Annotated in this window: 9 protein-coding genes and 1 tRNA gene; all 10 read left to right on the forward strand. The window is 36.4% G+C overall.

The window, feature by feature from the left end:
• The first annotated feature begins 84 nt into the window (after positions 1 to 84).
• The 10 genes from RTY06_RS11535 (at position 85) to RTY06_RS11580 (ending at position 14,473) form a co-directional block, all read left to right on the forward strand.
• Positions 85 to 158: transfer RNA gene (locus tag RTY06_RS11535), tRNA-Asp, on the forward strand.
• Positions 159 to 487: 329 nt separating this feature from the next.
• Positions 488 to 619, forward strand: coding sequence for a hypothetical protein (locus tag RTY06_RS11540; protein ID WP_312825153.1), 132 nt, complete (start codon positions 488 to 490; stop codon positions 617 to 619).
• A gap of 100 nt (positions 620 to 719) precedes the next feature.
• On the forward strand, positions 720 to 920 hold the full coding sequence (locus tag RTY06_RS11545; protein ID WP_312825032.1) for a phage integrase SAM-like domain-containing protein: 201 nt from the start codon (positions 720 to 722) through the stop codon (positions 918 to 920).
• Between the two features lie 196 nt (positions 921 to 1,116).
• The gene (locus RTY06_RS11550) at positions 1,117 to 1,608 is read left to right on the forward strand and encodes a site-specific integrase (RefSeq protein WP_312825033.1); all 492 of its coding nucleotides are present in this window, start codon (positions 1,117 to 1,119) and stop codon (positions 1,606 to 1,608) included.
• 125 nt (positions 1,609 to 1,733) lie between these two features.
• The gene (locus RTY06_RS11555) at positions 1,734 to 3,371 is read left to right on the forward strand and encodes a DUF6377 domain-containing protein (protein WP_312825034.1); all 1,638 of its coding nucleotides are present in this window, start codon (positions 1,734 to 1,736) and stop codon (positions 3,369 to 3,371) included.
• Positions 3,372 to 3,574: 203 nt separating this feature from the next.
• On the forward strand, positions 3,575 to 6,055 hold the full coding sequence (locus RTY06_RS11560) for a T9SS type A sorting domain-containing protein (protein WP_312825035.1): 2,481 nt from the start codon (positions 3,575 to 3,577) through the stop codon (positions 6,053 to 6,055).
• Between the two features lie 19 nt (positions 6,056 to 6,074).
• The gene (locus RTY06_RS11565; protein ID WP_312825036.1) at positions 6,075 to 8,870 is read left to right on the forward strand and encodes a TonB-dependent receptor; all 2,796 of its coding nucleotides are present in this window, start codon (positions 6,075 to 6,077) and stop codon (positions 8,868 to 8,870) included.
• Positions 8,871 to 8,883: 13 nt separating this feature from the next.
• Positions 8,884 to 10,362, forward strand: coding sequence for a RagB/SusD family nutrient uptake outer membrane protein (locus RTY06_RS11570; protein ID WP_312825037.1), 1,479 nt, complete (start codon positions 8,884 to 8,886; stop codon positions 10,360 to 10,362).
• Between the two features lie 20 nt (positions 10,363 to 10,382).
• A complete protein-coding gene (locus tag RTY06_RS11575) occupies positions 10,383 to 11,852 on the forward strand; it encodes a SusF/SusE family outer membrane protein (RefSeq protein WP_312825038.1) in 1,470 nt (489 codons plus the stop codon).
• A gap of 143 nt (positions 11,853 to 11,995) precedes the next feature.
• Complete coding sequence (locus RTY06_RS11580; RefSeq protein WP_312825039.1) at positions 11,996 to 14,473, forward strand: TIM-barrel domain-containing protein; 2,478 nt, start codon at positions 11,996 to 11,998, stop codon at positions 14,471 to 14,473.
• The last annotated feature ends 2 nt before the right edge of the window (positions 14,474 to 14,475 follow it).

The following is a 14,475-nucleotide window of genomic DNA, read 5'->3' on the forward strand; positions in this document are numbered from 1 at the left end:
GAATGCCGCCCTGTCACGGCGGAGGTCGCGGGTTCGAGTCCCGTCCGGATCGCAAAAGATTTACAATTTTATCTTCAAAAAATTGATCCGGTAGTTCAGCTGGTTAGAATGCCGCCCTGTCACGGCGGAGGTCGCGGGTTCGAGTCCCGTCCGGATCGCAACTGTAAATACAGAATCGTTCAAAATGCTTTAAAATATAAGTTTTAAAGCATTTTTTGTTTTATGTCAGTTCAGATTGGGCTAAAAAATATAATCTGGAAGTGTCCTATTCAGTGACCCATTAAAAAAGCATAAAAAAGGTCACTAAAGATTCAGAAAGGTCTTTTAAATAGGCTATTTATAGAGTTCTATTCCCGCTATGTTTTGAGTTGTTTAATTTTAACTTTAAAATAAAGACATCTGAACAAGACATTCAATTTACTCTTCTATGTGAAAAAAAAACAAAATAGATTCGGCTGGTGAAGCATCTGTCTATTTAAGAATTACCATAGACGGGAAAATTTCTGAAATTAGTACGAAGCATAAGGTTCAGCCTTCAAAATGGAATTCTTTGACACAGAAGGTTATTGGAACTTCAGAAGATATCCGCTCATTCAATTTTTATCTTAAAACATTTTAACAGAAAGTTTATGATACCTATCACTTGTTGATGAGGGATGAAGAAACGGTAACAAGCGAATGCTAAATAAAAACTCTTAGGCAAAGGTGAAAAATCAAGAATGCTTATTCCTATCTTCCAGGAGCATAACAACAGAATGGAATCATTATTGGGAAAAGAATATGCAAAAGGGACATTGACACGTTATAAAACCTGTTTGAGCCCCATCAAGGAATTTCTGAAATGGAAATTTAATATTTCTGATATTGAGATTATAGAAATAGACTACGTCTTCATTTATGACTTTGAGTTTTTCCTGTAAACAGAAAAATCCTGTGCTAATAATTCCGCAGTGAAGTACGTCAAAAATTTCGGTAAAATTATTAGAATATGGTTGGCAAATAAATGGATGATTCACAATCCTTTTCAGGCTACAGTTCCAAATTTGTTGAGGTAAACAGAGGTTTTTTGAATGAAGAAGAATTATCACGTTTGCAGAATAAAGAATTGAAAATAGAATGAATTGCTTTGGTTCGCGATGTATTTCTTTTCAGCTTTATACAGGACTATCTTTTATTGATGCTTGGAATCTTACCAAAGACAATATAGGAGTCGGAATAGACGGTAATAAATGGATTTTTACTGCACGGCAAAAAACAAAAATAGCTTCTCATAAACCTTTGCTCCCGGTTGCAGAAGATATCATTAAGAAATATGAAAAACATCTGATGTGTACTATTTCTGGAAAACTTCTTCCTGTGCTCAGTAATCAGAAAATGAATGCTTATCTTAAAGAGATTGCAGATTTATGTAAAATCACAAAAGAACTCACATTTCACATTGCAAGTCACACATTTGCTACTACTGTTACTCTTTCCTATGGAGTTCCTATTGAAAGTGTCAGCAAAATGCTTGGACATAAAAGTATTAAGACCACTCAGCATTACGCAAAAATTTTAGATAAAAAAGTAAGTGAGGGTATGTTGACTTTGAAGAAAAAATTGGTGTAGAATTTTTAAGATTATTTCAAACTACTAATCGAAAATTAAACTAATATTTTTATTCATAATAAAAAATAGAATGTCATCATTAAATTTAATCTTTTTATAAATTAGCAGATAGAATTAAAACTTTTATGATAGTCTTTAAAATAAGGAACTGTTTTTTTATTTTTTACTTTTTTTTAGGAGCTATTTCCTGCCAAAAAAATAATTCTGCTATTAATGTAAATGAAAGATTACTGAGTAGCTTAGACAAAAAAATTAAACAAAAACAATATTACGAGAACAAGAAGAAAATAACAATCCAAAAACTGAAAGATAAGCTTAAAACCAATAAGAATTCAGATAGCGTTACCTATGATGTAAATTATCAGATAGCGGAAGAATATCTTGGATATCAATGTGATTCTGCATATCTATACTCGGACAGAAATAGACAAATAGCATTAAAAAACAATAATAACAGATGGCTACACAAAAATCTTCTTCAAAGATCTGTATTGCTTTCTACGACCGGACTTTTTGTAGAATCAAAAGAGATTTTAGATAGGATCAATCCCGAAAAACTTTCTTCAGACTTACGTTTTTCTTATAATTCTGCTTACGAATGCTTGTATTCCAATCTGCTGGATTATACCGGTGATAATAATACTCATGGAATTAGATATAAAAAAAATTTGGTTAATTATTACGATTATGCCTATAAAAGTTTGAAACCGGATAATCAGTTTTATTATCTCTTTCTGAGCCATAAAAACAGGATTAATAATCAATGGCAGCTTGCTAATGACAATATCGACCGGTTCCTGAAAACTACAAACCCCGGAACTAGGCTGTATGCGATAGGAAGCTATTGTAAAGCAGTAATAGAAGCAAAACTTGGGAATCAGGATTCGCAGGAAAGCTGCCTTATCTATTCTGCAATATCCGATATAGAGTCTTCTACGAAAGAAAACCGTTCTATGCAGGATCTTGCAAGCATTTTGTATAAAAAGGGTGAAACGGAAAGGGCTTACATCTACATCCAATCGGCTTTGCAGGATGCTAATTTTTATAATGCGCGTTTCAGAAGCATTCAGATCAGCAAGGTTCAGCCGATTATAGAGAATACTTATCTTCTTACGATCAATTCCCAAAACAACAAATTGCGCTGGTCTGTTTTTATCATCAGCTTTTTATTGTTAGGACTGGCTATTACCTTGTTTTTTATCTATAAGCAGCTGAAAACAATCGCGTCTTCCAGGAATGAGCTATCGTTGATGAATACAGACCTCAAAATGATGAATGGCAAACTGAATGAAGCTAACCATATCAAGGAAGAATATGTTGCATTTTTCATTAATCAGTGTTCTATCTATCTGGAACGTTTTGAAAAATATAAAAAATTGATTTCCAAAAGATTATCTGCTGGTCAGGTGGATAAGTTGACTGAAATGATAAATAATAAAAAAAATGTTGAACTGGATTTGGATGAGCTTTATCTAAGCTTTGATAAAGCATTTTTGAGAATCTACCCAAACTTTGTAGAAGAAGTTAACAAACTGCTGAAACCGGAGGAAAGGTATGATGTTACAAATATACTGAAAACGGAGCTTAGAATTTTTGCATTAATACGACTTGGCATTAATGATGCGCAACAAATTTCTGACTTTTTAAGATATTCTTTAAGAACAATTTATAATTATAAGAGCAAATTGAAAACAAAATCGGTTGTTGGAAATGATGAATTCGAAGAAAAAATTATGATGATTGGCTCAATTTCTTATCATTAACATTTACTTTTTTAATTTGTTTTTTAAAACGTAATATTTTGTATTTCAATTAAATAAACTTTAAAATCCTCTTTTTTTATTTACCTAAATATCTTCAGCGACTGTTAAAGGCATTTTTTGTTATGTAATCGAGATATATTAGCAAAAGTTAATTAACATTCAGTTAAAAAACTGTTAATAATAACTTTAATCTCCCTTATATTATGAAACAGCCTAACATTTTCAGACGCTTGTATTCTCTTATATTTCTACTTTTTCTATCCGGCATTTGCTATTGTCAAAATCCATATAAAGCACCACTCTACTGGAATCCTTATGAATATCATATCACGCGAGAGATGGCTGGCGTTCAGGACAATTACCTTACAGAGCAGGCTTTATCCGATAATATCAATTGGCTTGAGCAAAACCTGAAATCCTATGGCTACAATATGGTGTGTATGGACGGATGGGGAGATACAAGCCAAATCAATGAAAACGGTTATAGAAAAAGCCATTCTTCTCATTGGCAGCACGATTATGCCTGGTGGTCCCAATATCTCCAGGGTAAAGGGATGACTTTCGGGATGTATGAGAATCCTCTTTGGCTGCACGTGGATGCTAATGATACCACAAAAAAGATTGTAGGGACTAATATTAATGTATCATCACTTCTAGATCCTAATGAAAATGCAATGTGGTTCCGATGGGTACAAGTTGACAGACCAGGTGCAGAAGAATATGTAAAAGGATATGTGAAATATTATGCGGATATGGGAATCAAATATCTGCGTGTAGACTTTCTATCTTGGTTTGAAACTGGTTATGATAGGAACTTAGGAACTGTAGGTCCACAAAGAACAAGAGCTCAGTATGAAAAGGCTTTAAAATGGATGCGCGAAGCTTGTGATGCCAATGGAGTATATCTGAGTTTGGTAATGCCAAATCTTACCAATGTTGCTGAACTTGAAAAAGTTTACGGTCATCTATTCAGAATCAATTCTGATGCGTTAGAAGGTACTTGGAATAGATTCAGTGATGTAAACAGAGGGATACATTTTCCAACTTGGTCTCAGTATGATTCTGCTTTTGATGGATTCATTTATTGGTCGCAAGTTACAGGAAATAATAAAGTTCAACTAGACGGAGATTTTATCAGAATCAACACTTTTGCAAACGATACAGAAAAAAGAAGTGTGATATCTCTTAATATTTTAGCAGGTGGTCCTGTTACCATTGCAGATCAGTTTGATACGATTGGTAATGATCTTTGGTTGTATCAGAACTCTGAGTTATTGGATCTGAATACCGTAAAATTCATAGGAAAACCTCTTAGCAATGATCCAAATAATGTTGGCAGCCAGACTTGGAGAGGACAGCTAAGCAACGGAGATTGGATCATCGGATTTTTTAATAGAGAAAAAACTCCTCAAGTTCGCTCTATGAACTTCCTCAACCAACTTGGGATTACAGGGCAAATAATGGTAAGAGATCTTTGGCAACATGCTAATCTGGGAAAAATGAACAGTATTTCTGTTAATGTTCCGCCACACGGCTGTGTCATTCTGAAATTAATAAAAAACTCTTCAGAAACTTGTAACAGCCAAACCATTACCTTCCCAACAATTCCTAATAAAAATGCAAACGATCCTGTATTCTCACTATCTGCAACATCATCTGCAGGACAAGCTATTACATATGAAGTTAACGCAGGACCAGCAAAAATTGTAAACAATCAAGTACAATTGACAGGTTATAATGGAACAGTCTATCTTCAAGCAAAACAATCCGGAGCAAACGGTTTCTGTGCAGCTATACCACAACTTCAGAGCTTTAATGTTACAGGTGGGCATAACAGCCAGATTTATGTTGGAGGAACTTATAACAATTGGAGTATGAATTCTATGACAATGGAGAATAATGTGTGGAAATTAAAAAATCAAATTCTTCTTGCTGGTAATCATGAGCTGAAATTTGCAAACACAAGCAACTTTAGCGGTCAGGATTGGGGCAATGCCAACGGACTTTCTGGAACTGCGCAGCAAACAACTGGTGGAGGTGTTAATATCAAATTTTCTATTGTAAATCCGGGTACTTATAACATAGAATTCAATGATCTGACGCTTCAATATAACATACAATTTGCTCCAACTCATCAGCAAAATATGTATGTAGGAGGAACTTTTAATAACTGGGCTTTGCAACAGATGACCCTTCAGAATGATATCTGGACAAGAAGTAATGTTTCTTTCTCTGCTGGAGATCATGAACTAAAGTTTGCCAATACATCTAACTGGACCGGTGACGATTGGGGTAATGCCAACGGAACTACTGGGTTTGCACAACTTACGACAGGTGGTGCGCCTAATGTCAAATTCAATTTAGCATCATCAGGCAATTATAATATCCTTTTCAATGATATGACTTTAGGTTATCAAGTTTATAACGTTTTGGCTGTAAATGATGTCAGCAAAAAACCTTTATCAATCTATCCTAATCCTGCGGATAAAAATATCTTTATCACATCTGATAATGAAATTATTAGAAGCTACGAAATATATGATATGACAGGAAAATTGATCAAATCTCAAAAAACAGATTGTAAACAATGTGAGATTAATGTTTCCAAAATGATAAAAGGGAATTATATTCTTAATGTAAATCTGGAGAACAGAATTGTAGGAAAAAAAATTATAATCAAATAAATAAAAACCCCAATTATAAATGAAACCAAAATTTTTGAGAAGCACCATTGCGATTGCAGCAGTCTATTTTTCAGGGAATTTGTATGCACAGCGAACTGCTGATACGTTACAAGCAGAACAGAAGATAGATGAGGTTGTAGTAATCGGTTATGGTAAAGCAAAAGCAAAAGATCTGACAGGTTCAGTATCTGTAATCAATTTAGGGAAGGCAGAAAACCAACCTGTTGCAGATATCGGGCAGGCGATACAAGGTAGAGCTTCCGGTGTTAATGTGATCACTTCCGGGGAGCCGGGGGGTAATGTTACTTTTCGTATCCGTGGAACAGGAACTATCCAAAACAACAACCCACTGATCGTAGTTGACGGGATGCCACTTAATGGTGGACTTAACCAAATTAATATGAGCGATGTAGAATCTATTAACATTCTGAAAGATGCATCATCCACAGCCATCTATGGTTCTCGTGGTGCGAACGGAGTTGTAATAATTACTACAAAAAGAGGTGCAAAAGGTGGAATTCTTAATTTTGATACCTTCACCGGAATCCAAAGCGTGAGTAATATGATTAAAGTTCTGGATGCATCGCAATATGCCCAGCTTAATAATGAAATGCTTACCAATGCAGGGATGTCTACCAATCCGGAATTTGCAAACCCCGCATCATTAGGAAAAGGTACGGATTGGGTAGATGCGCTTTTCAGCCCGGCATTGCTGTCAAATTATTCTTTGTCATATGGAGATCGTACAGAAAAAAGTAACTTATATGTTTCTACAAGTTATTTTAATCAAAAAGGTGTGGTTCTCAATACAAATTATGACAGATATATTGTTCAGTTAAACGGAGATACCAAAATAAAACCTTTCTTAAAAATCGGGAATAGTGTAAAACTACAACACGATCTTAAAAGAAGTGGATCTTATGATATCAAAGGCGCAATACTGTCTTTACCAACAAGACCTATTTACGATGCAAATGGCGGATGGGCAGGCCCGGGAAGTAATCCAATGCTTTACGGAGATATAGATAATCCGATTGGGAAAGCAACGATGGTAGAAAACTCTACAAAAGGTTACAATATACAAGGAAACGTGTATGCCGAAGCTGAAATCATAAAAGATTTGAAATTTAAATCTTTAGGTGGTATGGAAGCGAACCTTTGGTATACAAGAACTTGGTCTCCAAAATACAACTGGGGCGTAAAATCTCAGGAGAATTCTTACCTTTCAGAAGGTTCTAACAGAAGTATTACTTTGCTTTGGGATAATACCTTGACTTATGACAAAAATTTTGGTGAACATCATATCAATGCCGTTGTAGGAAGCAGTGCTCAGAATAATCAATTTAATTATCTAAGTGCATCGGTACAAAAATTCCCTAGCGAAAGTACACAGCAGATAGATAACGGTATCTTGCAACCAGTGCAACACGGGAACGCATCTGAGTGGGCAATTATGTCATACCTAGGACGTGTAAACTATAGTTTTTCAAATAAATATTATTTAACAGGAACTATACGTAGAGATGGATCTTCAAGATTTGGAGTAGATAATAGATGGGGATGGTTTCCATCAGCAGCTTTAGCTTGGAGAATTTCTAATGAAAATTTCCTTAAAGATTCTAAAACCATCAATAACTTAAAACTAAGGTTAGGTTATGGTATAACGGGAAATCAGGAGATTGGTAATTACTCATTCTCATCGTCATACAATACATATCTGTACAATTTCAATAATACTTATGTAAGTGCGGTTTTACCAACCGTTTTACCAAATCCGAACGTAAAATGGGAAGGACAAGAACAGTATAACGCCGGTTTTGACCTAGATATGTTCAACAACAGAATTAGTTTGATTGTAGATGGGTATATCAAGAACACCAATGATATGCTCGTACCAATGTCGGTACCGGTAACCTCCGGATATTCTGATGTGTATGTTCCGTCAATCAATGCTGGTAAAATCCAGAACAAAGGGATTGAGGCCACGTTATCTACCAAAAATTTTGTTGGAGAAAACTTCAAATGGTCTACAGATGTTGTCTTTTCTTATAACAAAAATAATGTAGAAAGCATCAATAGTGAGACACCGATTATCACAGCAAGTGGTGGGCTTAATAGCACCATTGGACAGATCCAGAACGGTTATCCTGTTAATATTTTCTATGGTTATGTTACGGATGGGATTTTCCAAAATCAGACCGAAGTGAATGTTCATGCTGTACAACAACCAGGAAGCAATTCTGCTACAAGTACAGCTCCTGGTGATATCAGATACAAAGATTTGAATAACGATGGTGTTATCAATGACAAAGACCGTACGATTATTGGGAATCCGAATCCAAAATTCACATTCTCACTTAACAATACTTTTACATACAAAAATTTTGATTTAACTATTTTCCTACAAGGTAGTTATGGTAACGATATCTTCAACGCCAATAGAATGTATACAGAATCTATGTCTGTAATTAATAATCAAAACGCGTCTGTACTAGGAAGATGGACAGGAGAGGGCACTAGCAACAGTATGCCAAGAGCAATCTATGGAGATCCAAATCAAAACTCTAGAGTTAGTGATAGGTATATCGAAGATGGATCATACATCAAGATCAAAAATATTAATTTGAGCTACACTCTTCCTAAAGGTGCCTTTGGTCAGAATTTCAGTTTAATCAAAATATTTGTTTCTGCACAGAATCTTGTGACGTGGACCAAATATACAGGCTTCGATCCAGAAGTTCCAGTTAATGGCATAGACAACGGTACTTACCCTATTACAAGAACTGTTTCTTTGGGACTTAATGTAGGATTTTAAAAAAAATAAAATAATGAAAAAGATTAAAATAGCAATCTTCGCACTCATCGCACTTACTGCTGTAAACTGTAGTGACGATTTTCTTGACAAAACTCAGCCAGATACAATTAACACTAGCAACTATCCGAAAACAGGAGAAGAACTTATCACTTTAGTAAATGGAGCTTATCAGCCATTACAACGTCCTAAACTTTATAATATGAGAATGTGGACAAGCGATATCTTCGCTGGGAACAGTATTGTAGGAGCTGGAAGTGGCGATGATGGGATAGAAACCACACAACTTTCAAATTTTGTTACAAGTACGGATAACCAAGGCGTTTTAGACCTTTGGAGAGGGCCATGGCCAGGGATTTTATCTACTAATATTATCATCAAAACAGCTTCAACTTTAAATATTGACGATGCGGTCAGAAACAAATGTTTGGGAGAAGCTTATTTCCTAAGAGCACATTATTACTTCATTTTAGTAAGATTTTTTGGTGATGTTCCTTTGGTAACAGAGCCTCAGGATGTGAACGGAGATCTTTATCCGGCAAGAGCACCAAAAGCAGATATTTATAACCTGATTGTTTCCGATTTAGAAAAAGCGATCCAGTTATTACCAACAAAACAACAGTATGGTGAGGCTGATAAAGGAAGAGCAAGCAAAGGTGCAGCAATTGGCGCATTGGCAAAAGTAAACCTAACCTTAGGAAACTGGCAAAAAGTTGTAGACCTTACCAACCAATTAGAAGGAATGGGCTATGCACTGAATGCAGATTATTCTGATAATTTTAATGTTAATACAGAAAACGGAATAGAATCCCTTTTCGAAGTTCAGTACGCTTCTGATGGTGGATACGATTTCTGGAGCAATGAAAATCAGGCTTCTTGGACCAGTACATTTATGGGACCTCGTGGTGCAAATTTTGTTGGCGGAGGCTGGGGCTGGAATCAGCCAACGCAAGAATTTGTTGACAGTTACGAAGCTGGAGACAAAAGAAAAGACAAAACTGTTTTCTATCAGGGTTGTCCGGATTATGATGGTAAAGAATACAAAGCCAGCTATTCCCTCACAGGATATAATGTAAGAAAATTCCTTGTGCCTTTATCTGCATTCCCGTCTTACGACAACAGTCCGCTTAATTTCCCAATAATGCGTTATTCGGAAGTGTTGTTGATGAAAGCCGAAGCGCTTAATGAGCTGGGACAGACTTCGCTTGCATTGGTTCCCATCAACGCTGTGAGAACAAGAGCTGGATTGGCAAATCTAATTTCCGGACTTTCACAAGCCGCATTCCGTGACAAAGTATTACACGAGAGAAGGATGGAGTTGGCTTTCGAGGGACAAAGATGGTTTGACCTTGTACGTACAAACAACGGACAATATGGTTTAGACTTCTTACATTCAATTGGGAAAACCAACGCTACTACCAAGCATTTGCTTCTTCCGATTCCTCAGATAGAAAGAGACAGAAACCCTAATCTTACACAAAATCCTGGCTATTAATAAAAAGATTATCCTGAATTATGAAAACAAAATCTAACATAAAAAATTGGAGCAAAAAGTTATTTTGGATTGTTCCTCTTATGTTCCTTGGCATCTTTGCCTGTCGGGAAGAGCTGGCTTCAGAAGAGTTTGAACTCAGCGAATTGTCTGTGAAGACTTCGGAAATCAGTGAGTTGCTGCCATCAATGTATAACTCAAAATTCAATTTTAGCTGGACTCCGGCTAACAATCATGGCACAAGCTCTGCAATTTCTTATAAATTGGAAATTGATAAAAAAGAAAATAATTTTTCTAATCCACAGTCTTATGATATAGGGAAAAACATCTACTCTCATGATATCGTAATCAGCGATCTTAATACTTTGCTGATTGACACTTATGGAGCAACTCCAGGAACAGATATCGCTATGCAGGCTAGAGTGACTGCTACATTTGCAGATGCTTCGGTACAGTCTCAGTCTGCAGTTGTAGATTTTACACTTAAACCTTTTAAACCATTTACCAATACCTTATACATTGTTGGTGATGCATCTCCGAATGGTTGGGATATTACAAAAGCTACAGCACTTACAAAAAGTACAAGTAACCCAGCAGAGTTTGTTTATTATGGACAGTTGAAAGCTGGAAACTTCAAGTTTGCTACCACTCAGGAGAGTTGCTGGTGTCAAGATTTCTATACCAAAGATGCTAATGATGAGACCAAAATGGTTTACAACGTAGGCGGAAGCGGTACAGATTTGCAATGGACTGTTGATAATGCAAGCTTATATAGAATTACAGTAAACGTACTGACACTAAGCATTAAAATAGAACAAATGAATGGTCCTCAGTTCAGTGATATTTGGATTGTAGGTGACGCATCACCAAGTGGTTGGGATGTTGATAACCCTGTTGCTTTAAAACAGGATACAAGTAATCCATTTATTTTCACTTTAGAATGTTCTCTTAAAGAAGGAAACTTCAAATTCTTAACGGGTACAAAAGGAGAGTGGTGCGGAGAATGGTATCGTCCGCTGGTAGACAATCAGGATCTTATGGCAACGGGAGTAGCTCAAAATTCCGGCTGTACCGTCGACAATAAATGGAAAGTCAATGCTGCAGCTGCAGGAAGATATCTAATTACACTTAACACAGCAAACAATACCATAAAATTTGAACCTATTAATGTATATATAATCGGAGATGCTACTCCAAATGGATGGAATATGGGTACACTCACACCAATGCAGAAAAACGGAAGCGTTTACACTTGGACAGGTAACCTTACTGCTGGTTCTTTCAAATTTACCAAATTCAATACCACTTGGTGTGATGGGACAGAATTGGTTGGTGTAGTTGCAGATCAAAGCATTTCTAATACAAGTTTCCAAGAGAGAGTAAAATGTGCCGGCGGTGATGCAACAGATTTTAAATGGAAGGTGACAGCTGCGCAAGCTGGTAACCACACTATTACACTTAATCTGGATACCAATACACTAAGCATTCAATAATTTTTTTTCATATCAATTAATCGCGCGGCAATTTTTGCCGTGTGATTTTTAAGATATTATGATACCTCTGATTTTTTTTAAAAATTGGAAGTGTCTCGGGAGATTATTGCTCAAAAAAAATAAATTAAAAAATTAAAAGTAAAATGAAAGTTACACAACAACTTTTTCTTTTCATCGGACTGCTTTTTTCTTCAATACTGTTTGCTGGCGAGATCACCTCGTTTACAAAAAAAAGGAATGAAGTCACTTTTAATTGCAAAGACGGTTCAAAATTATCATTAACAATCAACAGCAGTTCTGTTGTGAAAGTTTGGTTTGACCAGTCGGGCAAATTCTCACGTCAGAATCCATCTTTTGCGATCGTAAATGATCAGTTGGAAAATGTCGGCGATATATCAGTGAATGAAGAACCTTCTGCCTACGAGATCTTTACCTCAAAACTAAGAATCCGTGTCAACAAAAATCCGATGCAACTCCAGATTTTCGACAAATATCAGAAACTGGTTTTCAGCGATTATAACGACAAAGGAAATGTCCCAAACGGGAAAGGTGTAAAGTCCTATAAAAATCTCAGAAGTGATGAGCAGTTTTTTGGTTTGGGCGAGAAAACAGGAACACTTAACAGAAGAGGGAAAAATTATAAAATGTGGAATAGTGACAAACCTTGTTACTCTACCACAGAAGATCCGATTGCCAAGAGTATTCCGTTTTTTATGAGCAGTTATAATTACGGGATTTTCCTGGATAATACCTATAAAAGCGAATTCAAATTCGGGACAGAATCAGATGATTATTACTCCTTCGAAGCTCCTAATGGCGCATTTGTCTATTATTTTATTTTCGGGAAAGATTATAAAGATATTCAGAAACAATATATTACGCTAACGGGAAAACCGATAATGCCTCCAAAATGGGCACTTGGTTTTGCACAAAGCCGTGGATTGTACACCAGAGAAGATCAGGCGCTGGAAGTGTCAGCAGAATTCCGTAAACGCAGGATTCCTATTGATATTATTTATCAAGACATCGGCTGGACGCAGAATCTTCAGGATTTTGACTGGCGAAAAGACAATTACAAAGATCCAAAAGGAATGCTGAAAAAATTGAAATCAAATGGTTTCAAAATGATTGTTTCCCAAGATCCTGTTATTTCTCAAAAAGGCAATAAACAATGGACAGAAGCCGACAAATTGGGTTATTTTGTAAAAGATATCCGTACCAACAAAGCCTACGAAATGCCGTGGCCTTGGGGTGGAAACTGTGGTGTTGTAGATTTTACACTTCCTGAAGTGGCAGATTGGTGGGGAAAATATCAGCAAAAACCATTGGATGACGGCATCAGCGGTTTTTGGACAGATATGGGCGAACCGGCCTGGAGCAATGAAGAAGATACCGACCGACTCAATATGAAGCACCATCTTGGGATGCACGATGAGATCCATAATGTTTTTGGATTGACTTGGGACAAAGTGGTAAAAGAACAGTTTGATAAAAGAAATCCCAACAAACGTATTTTCCAGATGACACGTTCTGCCTATGCCGGTTTGCAACGTTACACATTTGGTTGGACCAATGACAGCGGAAACGGCAATGACGTTCTGGATGGCTGGTCTCAGATGGAAAATCAAGTTGCAGTAGGAATTTCTGCGGGATTGGGCGGAATCCCGTTCTGGACAACCGATATCTCCGGATATTGTGGCGATATCACAGATTATCCTGCAATGGCAGAACTCTATACAAGATGGATGCAGTTTGGCATATTTTGTCCGCTAAGCCGTGCCCATCACGAGGGCGATAATGCGGTAGAACCTTGGATGTTTGGCGAAGTGGCAGAGAAAAATACCAAAGCCGCCATCGAGTTAAAATACCAACTGTTCCCTTATTTATACACCTATTCCAGAAAAGCACACGACACCGGCTTGCCGATTACCAGAGGTCTTTTTATGGAATATCCTAAAGATTTGGAAGCCACAAAAATCGACAATCAGTTTATGTTTGGAGAAGAGATTCTTGTGGCGCCTGTTCTCAAAAAAGGCGAACGTGTAAAACGGGTTTATTTCCCGGATGGCGAATGGATTGATTTTAATGATAAAAAAACCGAATATCTGGGTGGTGAAAAATTACCTTACAAAGCACCGCTCAATACCATCCCTATTTTTGTGAAGAAAGGATCAATCGTTCCGATGATGCCTATTATGCAATACATTGGAGAGAAAAAAGATTATCCTGTAACCTTTCATATTTTTCCCAATTATGAAGATGAAAAAGCCAGTTTTACGCTATACGAAGACGAAGGCGAAAATCAGGATTATCTGAAAGATATTTTTTCGTTAACGCATATAATCTGTTCGACTGTTGCAAATGGATTTAACATCGATATTTCACCTGAAGATAAAGGTTTTCATCAATCCGATAAAAGAAATTTTGTATTGAGCATCCTTACGGATAAAAAGCCAACTTCGGTTTTTATCAACGGAAATGCAGTAACATTGGTTCCTACAGAAAAATTGAATACAGAGACTGATTTCTCACAACAATGGAGCTGGGATGAAAATGGGAAAAAATTGCTGGTGAAAACACCAGATCAAAGAAAAAAAATAAATATTAAAATAAATAATTAATA

It is taken from the genome of Epilithonimonas sp. (assembly GCF_032055105.1).
In the GTDB taxonomy this organism is placed as follows: domain Bacteria; phylum Bacteroidota; class Bacteroidia; order Flavobacteriales; family Weeksellaceae; genus Epilithonimonas.

What these genes read in the sequence shown, in the direction of transcription:
- RTY06_RS11565 (WP_312825036.1), top strand. Translation starts at nt 6,075, where the DNA reads ATGAAACCAAAATTTTTGAGAAGCACCATTGCGATTGCAGCAGTCTAT.
- RTY06_RS11580 (WP_312825039.1), top strand. Translation starts at nt 11,996, where the DNA reads ATGAAAGTTACACAACAACTTTTTCTTTTCATCGGACTGCTTTTTTCT.
- RTY06_RS11575 (WP_312825038.1), top strand. Translation starts at nt 10,383, where the DNA reads ATGAAAACAAAATCTAACATAAAAAATTGGAGCAAAAAGTTATTTTGG.
- RTY06_RS11555 (WP_312825034.1), top strand. Translation starts at nt 1,734, where the DNA reads ATGATAGTCTTTAAAATAAGGAACTGTTTTTTTATTTTTTACTTTTTT.
- RTY06_RS11545 (WP_312825032.1), top strand. Translation starts at nt 720, where the DNA reads ATGCTTATTCCTATCTTCCAGGAGCATAACAACAGAATGGAATCATTA.
- RTY06_RS11550 (WP_312825033.1), top strand. Translation starts at nt 1,117, where the DNA reads ATGAATTGCTTTGGTTCGCGATGTATTTCTTTTCAGCTTTATACAGGA.
- RTY06_RS11570 (WP_312825037.1), top strand. Translation starts at nt 8,884, where the DNA reads ATGAAAAAGATTAAAATAGCAATCTTCGCACTCATCGCACTTACTGCT.
- RTY06_RS11560 (WP_312825035.1), top strand. Translation starts at nt 3,575, where the DNA reads ATGAAACAGCCTAACATTTTCAGACGCTTGTATTCTCTTATATTTCTA.